The 16,390-nt window shown below is 70.5% G+C and carries 13 protein-coding genes; 7 read left to right on the top strand and 6 right to left on the bottom strand.

The genetic code is table 11. The features are described from left to right. The first annotated feature begins 507 nt into the window (after positions 1 to 507). The 5 genes from ACGFRF_RS19540 to ACGFRF_RS19520 all read left to right on the top strand — a co-directional run bounded on the left by ACGFRF_RS19540 (position 508) and on the right by ACGFRF_RS19520 (position 5,500). Positions 508 to 1,644, top strand: a complete 1,137-nt coding sequence (locus ACGFRF_RS19540) for a TraR/DksA C4-type zinc finger protein (RefSeq protein WP_393741462.1) — start codon at positions 508 to 510, stop codon at positions 1,642 to 1,644. A 67-nt stretch (positions 1,645 to 1,711) separates the two neighbouring features. Then, positions 1,712 to 2,356: a signal peptidase II gene (lspA, locus tag ACGFRF_RS19535; RefSeq protein ID WP_393741460.1), complete on the top strand. Its 645-nt coding sequence runs from the start codon at positions 1,712 to 1,714 to the stop codon at positions 2,354 to 2,356. 73 nt (positions 2,357 to 2,429) lie between these two features. Then, positions 2,430 to 3,374, top strand: coding sequence for an RluA family pseudouridine synthase (locus ACGFRF_RS19530; RefSeq protein ID WP_393741458.1), 945 nt, complete (start codon positions 2,430 to 2,432; stop codon positions 3,372 to 3,374). After that, complete coding sequence (locus ACGFRF_RS19525) at positions 3,371 to 3,838, top strand: GNAT family N-acetyltransferase (protein ID WP_393741456.1); 468 nt, start codon at positions 3,371 to 3,373, stop codon at positions 3,836 to 3,838. The genes ACGFRF_RS19530 and ACGFRF_RS19525 overlap by 4 nt, the downstream gene beginning before the upstream one ends. 75 nt (positions 3,839 to 3,913) lie before the next feature. Beyond that, positions 3,914 to 5,500, top strand: a complete 1,587-nt coding sequence (locus ACGFRF_RS19520) for a Na+/H+ antiporter (protein ID WP_393741454.1) — start codon at positions 3,914 to 3,916, stop codon at positions 5,498 to 5,500. 81 nt (positions 5,501 to 5,581) lie between these two features. Here the strand turns inward: ACGFRF_RS19520 and ACGFRF_RS19515 are convergent, their stop codons facing one another. Next, positions 5,582 to 6,688, bottom strand: coding sequence for a mechanosensitive ion channel family protein (locus ACGFRF_RS19515; protein ID WP_393741452.1), 1,107 nt, complete (start codon positions 6,686 to 6,688; stop codon positions 5,582 to 5,584). A 105-nt stretch (positions 6,689 to 6,793) separates the two neighbouring features. Between ACGFRF_RS19515 and ACGFRF_RS19510 the strand changes: the two genes are divergently transcribed. Then, positions 6,794 to 7,363 (top strand): dienelactone hydrolase family protein, encoded by a 570-nt coding sequence (locus ACGFRF_RS19510; protein WP_393741450.1) that lies wholly within the window; start codon positions 6,794 to 6,796, stop codon positions 7,361 to 7,363. A 7-nt stretch (positions 7,364 to 7,370) separates the two neighbouring features. Here the strand turns inward: ACGFRF_RS19510 and ACGFRF_RS19505 are convergent, their stop codons facing one another. The 4 genes from ACGFRF_RS19505 to ACGFRF_RS19490 form a co-directional block, all read right to left on the bottom strand. Then, entirely contained in the window at positions 7,371 to 9,041 is a 1,671-nt protein-coding gene (locus tag ACGFRF_RS19505; protein ID WP_393741448.1) for an alkaline phosphatase D family protein, read from the bottom strand. Between the two features lie 132 nt (positions 9,042 to 9,173). Next, positions 9,174 to 9,989, bottom strand: a complete 816-nt coding sequence (locus ACGFRF_RS19500) for a thioredoxin domain-containing protein (RefSeq protein ID WP_393741447.1) — start codon at positions 9,987 to 9,989, stop codon at positions 9,174 to 9,176. An 81-nt stretch (positions 9,990 to 10,070) separates the two neighbouring features. Further along, complete coding sequence (locus ACGFRF_RS19495; RefSeq protein WP_393741445.1) at positions 10,071 to 10,757, bottom strand: hypothetical protein; 687 nt, start codon at positions 10,755 to 10,757, stop codon at positions 10,071 to 10,073. Positions 10,758 to 10,825: 68 nt separating this feature from the next. Then, positions 10,826 to 12,151, bottom strand: coding sequence for a DUF2252 domain-containing protein (locus ACGFRF_RS19490; RefSeq protein ID WP_393741443.1), 1,326 nt, complete (start codon positions 12,149 to 12,151; stop codon positions 10,826 to 10,828). A gap of 236 nt (positions 12,152 to 12,387) precedes the next feature. Between ACGFRF_RS19490 and dnaE the strand changes: the two genes are divergently transcribed. After that, a complete protein-coding gene (gene dnaE, locus ACGFRF_RS19485) occupies positions 12,388 to 15,927 on the top strand; it encodes a DNA polymerase III subunit alpha (protein WP_393741442.1) in 3,540 nt (1,179 codons plus the stop codon). A gap of 72 nt (positions 15,928 to 15,999) precedes the next feature. Here dnaE and ACGFRF_RS19480 read toward each other — a convergent pair whose 3' ends face one another. After that, a complete protein-coding gene (locus ACGFRF_RS19480) occupies positions 16,000 to 16,179 on the bottom strand; it encodes a hypothetical protein (RefSeq protein WP_393741440.1) in 180 nt (59 codons plus the stop codon). Positions 16,180 to 16,390 lie beyond the last annotated feature (211 nt).

Raw genomic sequence — 16,390 nt, 5'->3', positions numbered from 1 at the left:
CTCCTTGGCCCTCCGGCGTGCCGTACACGCCGGTGAGCCCCCTCATTGGGGTCGCGAAGCCGGTTCTACTCGCCCCGGCCTGTCGGCGGTGGCTTTCTTCCGGCGGCTCCGGGGTGATCTTCACGTCGCGCTCGCCCCCGGGCTCACACCGTCCCCGGGTCGCTCTGGGCTGCGTACGCCGCTACTCGTCCCCATCCACGCTTTTCGCTCCGCCCAGTGTACGGCGCCGCGCGGACAGTGGCGGACCGGTTTTCCGTGCCGTGCGGGCGGCGGCCGGGCGACCGGCCGGGATGACCCGAATGCCGAGGGCGCGGACGTCCGCGTCCGGGCGCGCCCGGCTCGGCGGATTACCCGGCGGGGAGCTGGGCACAACGGATGCAGGCCCGCTGCGCGGGGGGTGCGGGCGGGCGAATCGGGCGGTGCGCCCCGTTGCCGCGGGACTCAAGTCGATTTATCGTCCCAGCACGATTCGCGAGCAAGATCACAATATGTGAAGGGGCCGCGGCCATGGTGGCGAAAAAGACCGCCGTACAGCAGCCGGCGACTGTCCGGTCCAGGGGCGCGGCCGCCTCCGGAGGTGCGGCCGCCTCGGGTGGTGAGGCCGAAGAGGTGGGCGGGAAGAAGACCACGCGTACGGGTGCTGCCTCGACCGGGCGGGCGGGGCCGGTGGACACGGCGGCGAAGAAGACGGCGGCCGGGAAGACGGCGGCCGGCAAGACGGCGGTGAACGACACGGCCGCCGGGAAGACCGCCAGGAAGACCGTCGCCAAGAAGGCACCGGCGGAGAAGGCGCCGGGCAGGAGAACCGTGGCGAAGAAGACGACCGCCGAGGCGGCGACGGCGGTGAAGGCGGCCACGAAGGAGCCCGCCCCGAAGAAGCCCGCCGCGAAGAAGAAGGCTGCCGCCCGGAAACCGGCCGAGAAGGCGGCGGCGAAGGAAGCGGTGGGCGGCAGGGCGGCCGCGAAGAAGGCACCGGCCGAGAAGGCCGTCGCCAAGAAGGTCGCCGAGGAGAAGTCGGCAGCGAAGGGGGCGGTGACGCAGGAGCCGGCGGCGATGAAGGCCGTCGGCGAGCAGGTGGGCGGCGAGGACGTCTCCACGGAGGCGGCCGCGAAGAGCACGGCCAAGAAAGCGGGCGCGGCGCGGGCCGCGAAGCAGACGGGAGCCACGACAGTGGTTGCGAAGAAGACTCCTGGCACGGCCACGGCGGAGACCGGCGTTCCCAAGGCACGGGTCGGTGCGGTGGAGCCCGGCGAGCTGGCGGTGCGTCCCGGCGAGGACCCCTGGACCCCGGAAGAGGTCGCGGAGGCCCGCGCGGAGCTGCAGTCCGAGGAAAAGCGGCTGCGGGAGGAGATCAGCTCGTCGGAGGCGTCCCTCGTCGGCCTCATGCGGGACTCCGGGGACGGCGCGGGTGACGACCAGGCCGACACCGGCACCAAGAACATCACACGCGAGCACGAGCTGGCGCTGGCCGCCAACGCGCGCGAGATGCTGATCCAGACCGAACGGGCCCTGGAACGGCTGGACGCGGGCACCTACGGCCTGTGCGAGAACTGCGGGAACCCCATCGGCAAGGCCCGGATGCAGGCCTTCCCGCGGGCCACCCTGTGCGTGGAGTGCAAGCAGAAGCAGGAACGCCGCTCCTGAGCGTGAGGGCCCTCAGGGGCGTGCCGTACTCTCATCCTCAGTCAGGCACCTAGGTTGAGGGACTCACGTGGCAGAGGCGGAGCGCATCATCGGTACGCCGGACACCCCGGACGACGGCGGCGAGCGGATGGCGGCGGCCGGAGCGCCCGCCGGAACCGGGGCACCCCGCGAGGCCGGGGCGCCCGGCGCGGGCGAGCGGGAGACGCCGGCGCAGCGGCGGACCGGCCGCGGGCGCCGGATCGCCGTGCTGTTCGCGGTGGCCGCGTTCGCGTACGCCCTCGACCTGATCAGCAAGATGCTCGTGGTCGCGAAGCTGGAGCACCACGCGCCGGTCGAGGTCGTCGGCGACTGGCTGGAGCTGCACGCCATCCGCAACCCGGGCGCCGCCTTCGGCTTCGGCGCGGCCTTCACGATCATCTTCACGCTCATCGCGGCCGCCGTGATCGTGGTGATCATCCGGCTGGCCCGCAAGCTCTACAGCTTCCCCTGGGCGATCGCGCTCGGCCTGCTGCTCGGCGGCGCGCTCGGCAACCTCACCGACCGCATCTTCCGGGCGCCCGGGATCTTCGAGGGCGAGGTCGTGGACTTCATCGCGCCCAAGGGCTTTGCGGTGTTCAACCTCGCCGACTCGGCGATCGTGTGCGGCGGCATCCTGATCGTGCTGCTGTCCTTCCGTGGCCTGGACCCGGACGGCACGGTTCACAAGGACTGAGGTCAGCCCCTTCCACAGCCGGTTTTCCACAGGCTCGTTCGGGGCTGTTCGGCCCGTCCGGCATACTCGACGGGTGAGCACGATTCCCGAGATCCGTACCCTGCCCGTGCCCGACGGCCTGGAGGGCGAGCGCGTCGACGCCGCCATCTCCCGCATGTTCGGCTTCTCCCGCACCAAGGCGGCGGAGCTGGCCGCGGCCGGCAAGGTCCAGGTCGACGGCGCGGTGGTCGGCAAGTCCGAGCGGGTGCGCGGCGGCGCCTGGCTCGAGGTCGAGATGCCGCAGGCGCCCGCGCCGGTGCAGGTGGTCGCCGAGCCCGTCGAGGGCATGGAGATCGTGCACGACGACGATGACGTGGTCGTGATCGTCAAGCCGGTCGGTGTGGCCGCGCACCCCTCGCCGGGCTGGTCCGGCCCCACCGTCATCGGTGGTCTCGCGGCCGCCGGATACCGGATCTCCACCTCGGGCGCCGCCGAGCGCCAGGGCATCGTGCACCGCCTCGACGTCGGCACCTCGGGCCTGATGGTGGTCGCCAAGTCCGAGTACGCGTACACGTCGCTCAAGCGCCAGTTCAAGGAGCGCACGGTCGACAAGCGCTACCACACCCTGGTCCAGGGCCACCCGGACCCGACGAGCGGCACGATCGACGCCCCCATCGGCCGCCACCCGCAGCACGACTACAAGTGGGCGGTCACGGCCGACGGCAAGCCCTCGGTGACCCACTACGACCTCGTGGAGGCCTTCCGCGCCGCCTCCCTGCTGGACGTGAAGCTGGAGACCGGCCGCACCCACCAGATCCGCGTCCACATGGCCGCCCACCGCCACCCCTGCGTCGGCGACCTCACCTACGGGGCCGACCCGACCCTCGCCAAGCGGCTGCGCCTGACCCGCCAGTGGCTGCACGCCGTGCGACTCGGCTTCGAGCACCCCGGGGACGGGCAGTGGGTGGAGTTCGAGAGCGACTATCCCGAGGACCTGCAGCAGGCCCTCGACCAGGTCCGGGAGGAGACGTACGCGTGAGCACGCCGTACACCGTCCGGGTCGCCGAGGACCCCGCCGACCGCGAGGCCTGCTTCGCGGTCCGCAAGGAGGTCTTCGTCGTCGAGCAGGGCGTCGCCGAGGACATCGAGTACGACGCCTACGACACCGTCGCCGTGCATGTCCTCGCCGTCCGCGAGGACGGCGTGCCGCTCGGCACCGGGCGGCTGCTGTACGGCGCGGCGGCGGCCGGGAAGACGGGCGGGGACCCGGCGGTGGGCTCCCTCGGGCGACTCGCGGTCTCCCGGGAGGCACGCGGGCTCGGGGTCGGCGCGGCCCTGGTGCGGGCCATCGAGGACGCGGCACGCGCGCGCGGCCTCACGGCGGTGGACCTGCACGCCCAGACCCACGCCCTGGGCTTCTACGAGCGTCTCGGCTACGCGGCGTACGGCCCTGAGTTCCCGGACGCGGGCATACCGCACCGGGCGATGCGCCGCGCCCTCTAGCGACGCGCCCGCCGGGTGAGGGCCGTGGCAGGCTTGAGGCTTGCCCTGTGATCGTCGACCCCCGGAGCGCCGGCCGTGGACCAGTTGGCTCTGCTGTTCGTACTGTTGCTCGGGGCTCTGGTGAGCGTCCCGCTGGGCGACCGGTTCGGGGTGCCGGCGCCGGTGCTGATGACGCTGTTCGGCGGCGTCCTGGCGGTGGCCGACTTCGTGCCCAACGTGGACATCCCGCCCGATCTGATCCTGCCGGCGCTGCTGCCGCCGCTGCTCTACGCCGCCGTACGCCGAACCTCCTGGCGGCAGTTCGCGGCCAACGTCCGCCCGATCATCCTGCTGGCCGTCGCCCTGGTGTTCGTGACGACGGTGTGCGTGGCGCTCGTCGCCGGCGCGATCGTGCCCGGCCTGCCGATCGCCGCCGCCGTCGCCCTCGGCGCCCTGATCGCGCCGCCCGACCCGGTCGCCGCGACGAGCGTCGCCGGACAGCTCGGGCTGCCCCGCCGCCTGGTGTCGATCCTGGAGGGCGAGGGTCTGTTCAACGACGTCACCGCCATCGTGCTGTACCACGTGGCGATCGCCGCCGCCGTGAGCGGCACGTTCTCGCCCTGGCAGGCCGGCCTGGACCTCGTGCTGTCCGCCGTCGTCGCGGTGGCCGTCGGCCTGGCGCTGGGCTGGGGCGCGAACCGGCTGATGGACCTGCTGGGCGATCCGACCCTCCAGATCGGCATGACCCTGCTGGTGCCGTACGCCTCCTACGTGCTCGCGGAGAAGCTGCACGGCTCCGGGGTGCTCGCCGTGCTCACCACGGCCCTCTTCCTGGCCGAGTACGCCACCGACGCCGACGACGTGATGACCCGGCTCGCCGGGCACACCTTCTGGGACATCATCGACACCCTCGTCACGGGCGTCGCCTTCGGGCTGATCGGCCTGGAGCTGCACAACGCCATCCGTACGGCCGAGGGCCGGTGGGGCGAGATGCTCGGCTGGGCGGCCACCGTCGTGGGCGTGGTGGTCGTCGTACGGCTGCTGTGGCTGCTGCCCGCCACCTGGCTGACCAAGCGGCTGCACGCCCGCCGGGACTACGACGAGGAGATCCCGGTGAGCTGGCGGGAGACCGTCGTGATGTGGTGGTCCGGGATGCGGGGGGTGGCCTCCGTGGCGCTGGCGCTGGCCGTTCCGCTGAAGACCGGCGACGGGGCGCCGTTCCCCGACCGGGACGAGATCATCTTCATCGCCTTCGGGGTGATCGTCGCCACGCTGGTGCTGCAGGGGCTGACGCTGCCGTGGCTGGTCAGGCGGCTCGGGGTGCAGGCCGACTCCGAGCGGGAGAAGGAGTTCGAGAAGGAGCTGGCGGTCCGGGCCGCGAAGGCGGCGAAGCGCCGGCTGCGGGAGATCGAGCAGGTGGAGGACCTGCCCGAGGACCTGTCCGAGCAGATGCTGCGGCGGGCCTTCGACATCGGGATCCGGATCAGTCCGGACATGGGGGAGGAGGAACGGCGGGAGGCGCAGCATCAGCGGGTCAGGCGGCTGAAGCGGGTGCGGCGCATCCAGGGCGAGATGCTGAGCGCCGCGCGCCACGAGGTGCTGGCGGCGCGCAGCGAGCCCGGTGCGGATCCGGAGATCGTGGACCGGGTGCTCCGGCACCTTGACGTGCGTAGCCTGCGCTGACCGTTGCCTCCCACCGCGCACCTCCCACCGCGCGCCGTCCGTTCCAGGTCGGCTGGACAGCGGCTTCGGCCCGCTGCGCGATCACCCCCTGCCGGTGCGTGGGAAGTCGTAGGCCTTGCGGAGGGAGGAGCGGTCGGGGGACGGGACCCGGTAGGGCGGGAGGACGGCATCCGAGGTGTTGACCCGCGGGAGCGCGTAGGGGTGCTCCGCCGACAGCCAGGTGATCATGCGCTCGCGGACCGCGACCCGTACCGTCCAGATGTCGTCGGCGTCCTTCGCGGTCACCAGGGCGCGCACCTGGATGGTGTTGGGGGTCGTGTCCGTCACCTGCAGGCCGTAGGCGCGGCCGTCCCAGGCGGGGCACTCGCGCAGGATGTCACGCAGCTTCTCGCGCATCGCCTCGACGGGCGCGCTGTGGTCGAGGTACCAGAAGACGATGCCGGTCATCTGCGGGGTGCCGCGGGACCAGTTCTCGAACGGCTTGGAGGTGAAGTACGACACCGGCATGGTGATCCGGCGCTCGTCCCAGGTCCGTACCGTCAGGAACGTCAGGGTGATCTCCTCGACCGTGCCCCACTCGCCGTCCACGACGACCGTGTCGCCGATGCGCACCATGTCACCGAAGGCGATCTGCAGGCCCGCGAACAGGTTCGACAGCGTCGACTGGGCGGCGACACCGGCCACGATGCCGAGGATGCCGGCGGAGGCCAGCAGCGAGGCACCGGCCGCGCGCATCGCCGGGAAGGTGAGCAGCATCGAGGCGATCGCCACGACGATGACGATCGCGGACACCACCCGCATGATCAGCTCCACCTGCGTACGCACCCGGCGGACCCGGGCCGCGTCCCGGTGGGCGCGCGCGTAGCGGCTGTAGGAGGTCTCGACGATCGCCGCGGCGATCCGGATCACCAACCAGGCGGCGGAGCCGATCAGCACCAGGGTCAGCGTCCGGCCGATGCCGACCTGGTGCCGCTCCAGCAGCTTCGCCTGGTCGTACGAGCCTCTGAGCAGGGCGGCGCAGAGGACGAGCTGGTAGGGGATGCGGCCGCGCCGCAGCAGCTGCCACAGCGGGGTGTCGGAGTCGCCTTCGTCGGCTTTGCGCAGCAGCCGGTCGGTGGCCCACCCGATGGCCAGGGTGAGCGCGACCGAGCCGCCGAGCACGATCAGGGGGCGGAGTACGTTCTCCATGCCTCCGCGCCTAACCCGGCTGACGGCCCGATGAACATGTGTGTTCCCGGCTCACCTGGGTACGGCGGCTCGGTCGCTGTCGTACCCGGCTGGCACCATGGCCTCATGAACATCATGCTCTTTCACTCGACCTACGGGCTCAGGCCCGCGGTGCGCGAGGCCGCGGACCGGCTGCGCGCGGCGGGCCACGAGGTGTGGACGCCTGACCTCTTCGAGGGGCGCACGTTCGACACCGTCGAGGAGGGCATGGCGTACAAGGAGGAGCTGGGCAAGGAGGAACTGCTCAAGCGGGCGGTGCTGGCGGCGGCGCCGTACTCGGACCGGGGGCTGGTGTACGCCGGGTTCTCGCTCGGTGCCTCCATCGCCCAGACCCTCGCCCTCGGTGACGACAAGGCGCGCGGGCTGCTGCTCGTGCACGGCACCTCGGACATCGCGCCGAACGCGCAGGCGGACGAGCTGCCGGTGCAGCTGCACGTGGCCGAGCCGGACCCGTTCGAGACGGACGACTGGCTGAGCGCCTGGTATCTGCAGATGGGCCGGACGGGCGCCGACGTGGAGATCTACCGCTACGCCGGGGCCGGGCACCTCTACACCGACCCCGGACTGCCGGACTACGACGCGGAGGCCGCCGAGGCCACCTGGCGGGTGGCGCTCGGCTTCCTCGACAGCCTGTAGCGAGCGGTCACACCGGGTCGTAGGCCCGCTCGATCTTCTGCGTGCCGCTGCGGGTGCGGTACGAACGCGCCCAGCTGGACGTGGCGTTCGCGTCGGTGCGGTCGGACAGGACGTAGTAGTCCATCTGTGCGCGGTCGGCGGTGATGTCCAGCACGCCGTAGCCGTGCCGGTCGGTGTCCACCCAGTGGACATGCCGGTTGGCGGCCTTGATGACCGGCGCGGCGACCGCCGAGACCGTGCCCTCGGGGACCTTGACGACGTCGTCGAGGTTGTCGGAGGTCACCGAGGTGATCACGAACTCGGTGGCCGCCGAGGCGGAGAGGGGGTAGGTCCCGGCGTCGACCGGCACGTCGTTGGCCCACGACATGTGGATGTCACCGGTCAGGAAGACGGTGTTGCCGATCGCGTTCGCGCGCAGGTGGCCCAGCAGCTCGCGGCGGTCGTCGGTGTAGCCGTCCCACTGGTCGGTGTTGGCGGCGATGCCCTCCTGCGGCAGCCCGAGCAGCTTGGCGAGCGGCTTGAACAGGTCGGCGGAGAGGGAGCCGAAGGAGAACGGCGAGATCATCACCGAGTTGCCGACCAGCCGCCACTTGGTGTCGGAGGACTTCAGTCCCGCCTTCAGCCAGTCGAGTTGGGCCCGGCCGGTGAGCGTGCGGTCCGGGTCGTCCACCGAACCGCTGGCCGTGGCCGCCTGCTGGGAGCGGAAGGAGCGCAGGTCCAGCAGGGACAGGTCGGCGAGCTTGCCGAAGCGCAGCCGCCGGTAGGTGGTGCCGGCGATCGCCGGGCGGACCGGCATCCACTCGAAGTAGGCCTGCTTCGCGGCCGCCTGACGGGACGTCCAGCTGCCCTCGGTGCCCTCGGTGTGGTCGACCGCGCCGCCAGACCAGGCGTTGTCGGCGAACTCGTGGTCGTCCCAGATAGCGATGACCGGCGCCTTCAGGTGCAGGGCCTGCAGGTCGGGGTCGGTCTTGTAGGTGGCGTGCCGGATGCGGTAGTCAGCGAGCGTGAGGATCTCGTGCGCGGGGGCGTGCGGGCGTACGACCGTGCCCCGGGCCGCGTACTCGCCGGACTTGTACTCGTAGATGTAGTCGCCCAGATGCAGCCACGCGTCGAGGTCGCCGCGCGCCGCGAGGTGACGGTAGGCCGAGAAGTGGCCGGCCTCCCAGTTGGCGCAGGAGACCACGCCGAAGCGCAGGCCGGGCACGGTCGCGTCCGCCGCCGGCGCGGTGCGGGTGCGCGCCACCGGGGAGTCGGTGCCGCCGACCGAGAAACGGAACCAGTAGTCCGTGGCCGGCTCCAGGCCGCGGATGTCGGCCTTCACGGTGTGGTCGGAGGCGGCCGTCGCGGTGGTGGAGCCCTTGGCGACGACGCTGGTGAACGCCTTGTCCCTGGCGACGATCCAGCTCACCTCGGTGTCCGGGCCGAGCCCGGATCCGGGTATCGCCTCCGGGACGGCAGTCACCCGGGTCCACAGCAGGATGCCGTCGGGCAGCGGGTCACCGGAGGCGACGCCATGCAGGAAGGCGGGGGCGTCCGTGGCGGCGCGGGCCGGGAGCGCGGCGGCCAGCGGGCCGGCCAGGACAGCGGTCGCCGCCGCGGCCTTGACGACCGTACGGCGGCGTGGCGAGGGCGAGTCGAGGCGCTGCGACGCCTCGGACGATCGGTATCGACTGGTCACGACCGATCAGGTTACTGATCGGTATGCAGGAGAGCGGGCGAACTCGGAAAGTTCGCCCGCTCTTCACGCGGAGGCCGGATCGCTCACGCGCGGGGCCGTCCGCCCGCTGGGGAGACCGGCGGTGACGGTCCGTCAGCCCTTGAGGGCCGCGTCCACCACCCGGTTGAAGTCGGCCACCGTCATGGGCGGGTCGCCCGCGGCGTCGGTGGTGAGCTTCTTGCCGTCCATGACGAAGCTCGGGGTGCCGCTCACGCCGTCCTTGTTGTCGTCGAACGTCTTGGACATGGCCATCGCCCAGGCGTCGTAGGTGCCGTTCTTCACGGCGTTCTGGAACGTGGCGTTGTTCTTCAGCGCGGGGACGGTGGCGGCGACCTTCAGGAGGTAGTCGTCGCTCTTGAACTTGTCGTCCGTCTCGGCCGGGTGCCACTTGGTCGAGTACAGCGCGGTCTTGTACTCGAGGAACGCCTCGGGGCTGACGTTGAGCGCCGCGCCGAGGGCGCTCAGCGCGTTCTTCGAACCCTGGCCGTCGGTCCGGTCGAGGAACGTGGCACCGATGAACTGGATCTTGAACTTGCCGTCGTCGATGTCCTTCTTCACGGTCGACCCGACGGTCTGCTCGAACTGGGCGCAGATCGGGCAGCGCGGGTCCTCGTAGATCTTGAGGGTCTTCTTGGCGGTGTCCTTGCCGATGACGACCGTGGTGCCCTTCGTGCCCGTGGTGTTGGCCGGGGCGGTGACCTTGGCGTCCTTCAGGCCCTCCCAGTAGCTGGGCTTGTTGGCCTGGACGACGGCGTAGCCGATGCCGCCGGCCGCGGCCAGCACGGCCACGACCGAGGCGGCCACGATGATCTGCCGCCTGGCCTTGTCCCGCTTGGCCTGCCGCTCGCGCTCCTGGCGCAGCCGCTCCCGGGCCGCCACCTTCGCCGCCTGGCTGTTCCGCTTGCTCATGTTGGTGATCTCCATGTGGGACGCGCACATGTCGTACGCGGGATACGTGTGGGGGACTGGTCGTGCTCACGTGCCGTCGCTTCAGGCGAAGGCCGGTGAGCACGGCGGTCCACGCCGTCCCAGGGAGTGCACGAGGAGGCGGTCGCGGGCGGCGGCCGGCCGCGGGGCCGGCCGCGGCAGCGCGCGGGCCGGGGACAGCCGTACGGAGCCGGCGGCCACGGCCAGCAGCAGCGGCCGGAAGGTGGTCGCGGCGACCGCGCGCAGCAACTGGGTGAGGGCCCGCTCACCCCTTCGCAGGGAGGCGGCCGCGAGGAGCCCCACGCCGACGTGCGCGGCGAGCAGCAGCCACGCGGCGGCCGGGCTGGCGTGCGCGAGGAAGGCCTCGGCGCCACGGCCCGGGGCACCGGTCATCCGGGCCAGCGGGGCACCGACCGCACCGCCCTGGCACAGCACGTCGACGCCGAAGGCGCGCAGCGGGCCGGCCACCGGGCCGCCCGCCCTGCCGTAACAGGTGTGCTGGCCGGTGGTGAACACCGTGTCCGCGGCCAGCTCCAGCGGGATCAGCAGGGCCGCGATCCGGCCGAAGCCGCGCTCGCGGCCCGCCAGCGCGTACGCGGTGACGAACACTCCGGCGGCGACCGCGGTCACGGCCGCCAGCGGCAGCGGAGCCCGCGACAGCAGCACGTGCGACGCGGTGCTGAGCGTCACGACGAAGGCCGTGAACAGCGCCGCGCGCACGGCTCTGAGCTGGGTCCCGGAAATGTCCATAGCGAAAGGAGAGTGTGTCACGTGAGCGGGTAAGGGACCCCTAAAGGGTGCCTGTGAGTGCGCGAAGGTCACAGCCCCGGAATCCGGCCGTTGCGGAACAGGTCGACGAAGATCTGGTGGTCGGCGCGCGCGCGTGCGCCGTAGCTGTGCGCGAAGTCCACCAGCAGCGGCGCGAAGCCCTCCTCGTCGGCCGCGAGCGCCGCGTCGATGGCGCGCTCGGTGGAGAAGGGCACCAGGGACTCGCCGGACTGGTCGTCGGCCGCCGCGTGCATGGTGGCGGTGGCCCGGCCGAGGTCGGCCACGACGCCCGCGATCTCCTCGGGGTCGTCGATGTCGCCCCAGTCCAGATCGACCGCGTACGGCGAGACCTCGGCGACCAGCTGGCCCGTGCCGTCCAGCTCGGTCCAGCCCAGCCACGGGTCGGCGTGCGCCTGCAGGGCGCGCTGGGAGATCACCGTGCGGTGGCCCTCGTGCTGGAAGTACTCGGCGATCGCCGGGTCCGTGACGTGCCGGGAGACGGCCGGGGTCTGCGCCTGCTTGATGTAGATCACGACATCGTTCTCCAGGGCGTCGCTGTGGCCCTCCAGCAGGATGTTGTACGACGGCAGGCCCGCCGAGCCGATGCCGATGCCCCGGCGCCCGACGACGTCCTTCACGCGGTACGAGTCCGGCCGGGCCAGCGAGGAGTCCGGCAGGGTCTCCAGGTAGCCGTCGAAGGCTGCCAGCACCTTGTAGCGGGTCGCCGCGTCCAGCTCGATGGAGCCGCCGCCGGGTGCGAACCGGCGCTCGAAGTCGCGGATCTCGGTCATCGACTCCAGCAGCCCGAAGCGGGTCAGCGAGCGGGCGTCACGCAGCGCGTCCAGCAGCGGGCCCTGCGCGGTGTCCAGCGTGAAGGGCGGCACCTCGTCGCTCTTGGCGCCGGTGGCCAGGGCGTGGACGCGCTCGCGGTAGGCCGCCGCGTAGACCGTCACCAGCTCGGTGATCTGCTCGTCGCTGAGGGCCTTCGCGTACCCGATGAGGGCGATCGAGGCCGAGAAGCGCTTGAGGTCCCAGGTGAAGGGGCCGACGTAGGCCTCGTCGAAGTCGTTGACGTTGAAGATCAGCCGGCCGTTGGCGTCCATGTAGGTGCCGAAGTTCTCCGCGTGCAGGTCGCCGTGGATCCACACGCGCGAGGTGCGGTCGTCCAGGTACGGGCCGCCCCGCTTCTCGGCGTCCAGGTCGTGGTAGAAGAGGCACGCCGTGCCCCGGTAGAACGCGAAGGCCGAGGCGGCCATCTTCCGGAACTTCACCCGGAACGCGGCCGGGTCGGCGGCCAGGAGCCGGCCGAAGGCGGTGTCGAAGACGGCGAGGATCTCCTCGCCGCGCTGCTCGTCGTTGAGCTGGGGGACCGACATCGCGGGGTGCCTCCTGGTGCAGGACGGTGGTGCGTGCATGTGCATGAACGGGTACGACGGCGCTTCCGCCGTCTTCAACGGGCGACGCCACGCGGGAGTGCCCGGTTCCCTGCACGAAGGTACGCGGATGCGGCCCGCGAGTGTCAGTGCCGGGGCATAGACTTCGACGCTGTCCCCAGACCGTCCGGAACCCGTGGGACGCCCGTCGACGTCCGTTTGCCTTGGAGGCTCGAACCGTGTCAAAGCCGCCCTTCACGCACCTGCACGTCCACACCCAGTACTCGCTGCTGGACGGTGCCGCGCGGCTCAAGGACATGTTCAACGCCTGCAACGAGATGGGCATGACGCACATCGCCATGTCCGATCACGGCAACCTCCACGGGGCGTACGACTTCTTCCACTCCGCGAAGAAGGCCGGAATCACCCCGATCATCGGGATCGAGGCGTACGTCGCCCCCGAGTCCCGGCGCAACAAGCGCAAGATCCTCTGGGGCCAGCCGCACCAGAAGCGGGACGACATCTCCGGTTCCGGTGGTTACACCCACAAGACGATGTGGGCCGTGAACAGGACGGGCCTGCACAACCTCTTCCGCCTCTCCTCGGACGCCTACGCCGAGGGCTGGCTGCAGAAGTGGCCCCGGATGGACAAGGAGACCATCGCCCAGTGGTCCGAGGGCATCGTCGCCTCCACCGGCTGCCCCTCCGGCGAGGTGCAGACCCGGCTGCGCCTCGGCCACTTCGACGAGGCCCTGAAGGCCGCCGCCGAGTACCAGGACATCTTCGGCAAGGACAAGTACTTCCTGGAGCTGATGGACCACGGCATCGAGATCGAGCGCCGGGTCCGTGACGGCCTGCTGGAGATCGGCAAGAAGCTGGGCATCCCGCCGCTGGTCACCAACGACTCGCACTACACGTACGCGCACGAGGCGGGCGCCCACGACGCCCTGCTGTGCATCCAGACCGGCAAGAACCTCTCCGACCCGGACCGCTTCAAGTTCGACGGCACCGGCTACTACCTGAAGTCCACGGACGAGATGTACGCCATCGACTCCTCGGACGCCTGGCAGGAGGGCTGCGCCAACACGCTCCTCGTCGCCGAGATGGTCGACACCACCGGCATGTTCGAGAAGCGCGACCTCATGCCCAAGTTCGACATCCCGGAGGGCTACACCGAGGTCACCTGGTTCAAGGAGGAGGTCCGCCGCGGCATGGAGCGCCGCTTCCCCGGCGGCATCCCCGAGGACCGCCAGAAGCAGGCCGACTACGAGATGGACACCATCATCTCGATGGGCTTCCCGGGCTACTTCCTCGTGGTCGCCGACTTCATCATGTGGGCCAAGAAGCAGGGCATCGCCGTCGGCCCCGGCCGAGGCTCAGCGGCCGGCTCGATCGTCGCCTACGCCATGGGCATCACCGACCTCGACCCGATCCCGCACGGCCTGATCTTCGAGCGGTTCCTCAACCCCGAGCGCATCTCGATGCCCGATGTCGACATCGACTTCGACGAGCGCCGGCGCGTCGAGGTGATCCGCTACGTGACCGAGAAGTACGGCGCCGACAAGGTCGCCATGATCGGCACCTACGGCACCATCAAGGCCAAGAACGCGATCAAGGACTCCGCGCGCGTGCTGGGCTACCCGTACGCGATGGGCGACCGCATCACCAAGGCCATGCCCGCCGACGTCCTCGGCAAGGGCATCCCGCTGTCGGGCATCACCGACCCCAGCCACCCCCGCTACAGCGAGGCCGGCGAGGTCCGCGGGATGTACGAGAACGAGCCGGACGTGAAGAAGGTCATCGACACCGCGCGCGGTGTGGAGGGCCTGGTCCGGCAGATGGGCGTGCACGCGGCCGGCGTGATCATGTCCAGCGAGACCATCACCGAGCACGTCCCGGTCTGGGTGCGGCACACCGACGGCGTGACCATCACGCAGTGGGACTACCCGAGCTGTGAGTCGCTCGGCCTGCTGAAGATGGACTTCCTGGGCCTGCGCAACCTCACGATCATGGACGACGCGGTCAAGATGGTGAAGGCCAACAAGGGCCTCGACATCGACCTGCTGTCCCTCCCGCTGGACGACCCGACGACCTTCGAACTGCTCCAGCGCGGCGACACCCTCGGCGTCTTCCAGTTCGACGGCGGCCCCATGCGGTCCCTGCTCCGGCTGATGAAGCCGGACAACTTCGAAGACATCTCCGCCGTGTCTGCCCTGTACCGGCCGGGCCCGATGGGCATGAACTCCCACACGAACTACGCCCTGCGCAAGAACGGGCAGCAGGAGATCACGCCGATCCACCCGGAGCTGGAGGAGCCGCTCAAGGAGGTCCTGGACGTCACCTACGGCCTGATCGTCTACCAGGAGCAGGTGCAGAAGGCCGCCCAGATCATCGCGGGCTACTCGCTCGGCGAGGCCGACATCCTCCGCCGCGTGATGGGCAAGAAGAAGCCCGAGGAACTCGAGAAGAACTTCGTCATCTTCCAGGCCGGCGCCCGCAAGAACGGCTACAGCGACGAGGCCATCCAGGCACTCTGGGACGTGCTGGTCCCGTTCGCCGGCTACGCGTTCAACAAGGCGCACTCCGCCGCGTACGGCCTGGTCTCCTACTGGACCGCCTACCTGAAGGCGAACCACCCCGCCGAGTACATGGCGGCCCTGCTGACCTCCGTCAAGGACGACAAGGACAAGTCGGCGGTCTACCTCAACGAGTGCCGCCGCATGGGCATCCGGGTGCTCCCGCCGAACGTCAACGAGTCCGAGGCGAACTTCGCCGCCCAGGGCGACGAGGTGATCCTCTTCGGCCTCTCCGCCGTCCGCAACGTCGGCACCAACGTGGTCGAGTCGATCATCAAGTGCCGCAAGGCGAAGGGGAAGTACAGCTCCTTCCCCGACTACCTCGACAAGGTCGAGGCGGTGGTCTGCAACAAGCGCACCACGGAATCGCTGATCAAGGCGGGCGCCTTCGACTCGATGGGCCACACCCGCAAGGGCCTCATGGCCCAGTACGAGCCGATGATCGACAACGTGGTCGCGGTCAAGCGCAAGGAGGCCGAGGGGCAGTTCGACCTCTTCGGCGGCATGGGCGAGGAGACCAGCAGCGAGCCCGGCTTCGGACTCGACGTGGAGTTCGGCACCGACGAGTGGGAGAAGACGTATCTGCTCGCCCAGGAGCGGGAGATGCTCGGTCTGTACGTCTCCGACCACCCCCTCTTCGGCCTGGAGCACGTGCTGTCCGACAAGGCGGACGCGGGCATCGCCCAGCTCACCGGCGGCGAGCACGCGGACGGCGCGGTCGTCACCATCGGCGGCATCATCTCCGGCCTGCAGCGCAAGATGACCAAGCAGGGCAACGCCTGGGCGATCGCCACCGTGGAAGACCTCGCCGGCTCCATCGAGTGCATGTTCTTCCCGGCGACCTACCAGCTGGTGTCGACCCAACTCGTCGAGGACGCGGTCGTGTTCGTCAAGGGCCGCCTGGACAAGCGCGAGGACGTGCCGCGGCTCGTGGCCATGGAGCTGATGGTCCCGGACCTGTCCCACGCGGGCACCAACGCGCCGGTGGTCCTCACCATCCCGGCGGTGAAGGTCACTCCGCCCATGGTCAGCCGCCTCGGTGAGATCCTCAGCCACCACAAGGGCGACAGCGAGGTCCGGATCAAGCTCCAGGGCCCGCGCAAGACCACCGTGCTGCGCCTGGACCGGCACCGGGTCAAGCCCGACCCGGCCCTCTTCGGCGACCTGAAGGTGCTGCTCGGCCCGTCCTGCCTGGCCGGCTGAGCCATGGACGCGCGAAGGGGCGCACCCCGCACGGGTGCGCCCCTTCAGTGTGCCCGGGCTTTCAACTGCCCTTTAGTTGTGGCCGAAGCTCTTCTGCTTCTTACGAGCACCATCCGAGGGGTCGCCCGGGACGTGCGCCATCGGCGACTCGTGTTCCTCCGCCGACGGACGCTGCGTGCGCTCCGGTGCGTGCTCGGCCTGCGAGGAACGGTTCTGCGGACCAGTCTGCTTACGGTTCTTGTTCTTGGCCATGGTGATCTGCCTCCTGTGGGGGATCTAGGGGCCAGGGCCGGGTTCAGATTCACATAGGCTGACAACAAGCGCATGTCGGATAATTACCGTGTGTGACAGGGCAGGTGGGCGAGCGGGAACCGCAAACGCCACGCCGAAGATCGAGTTCGGGCCGTTAACCCCCGCGCGGTCGGGCAGACTCGAAGGAAGTCCGAAGCAAAACCTCCCGGGA

This window comes from Streptomyces sp. NPDC048521, assembly GCF_043199855.1.
In the GTDB taxonomy this organism is placed as follows: Bacteria; Actinomycetota; Actinomycetes; order Streptomycetales; family Streptomycetaceae; genus Streptomyces.
The sequence above is the reverse complement of the archived record's forward strand: the minus strand, read 5'-3'. Positions and strand labels throughout refer to the sequence as shown.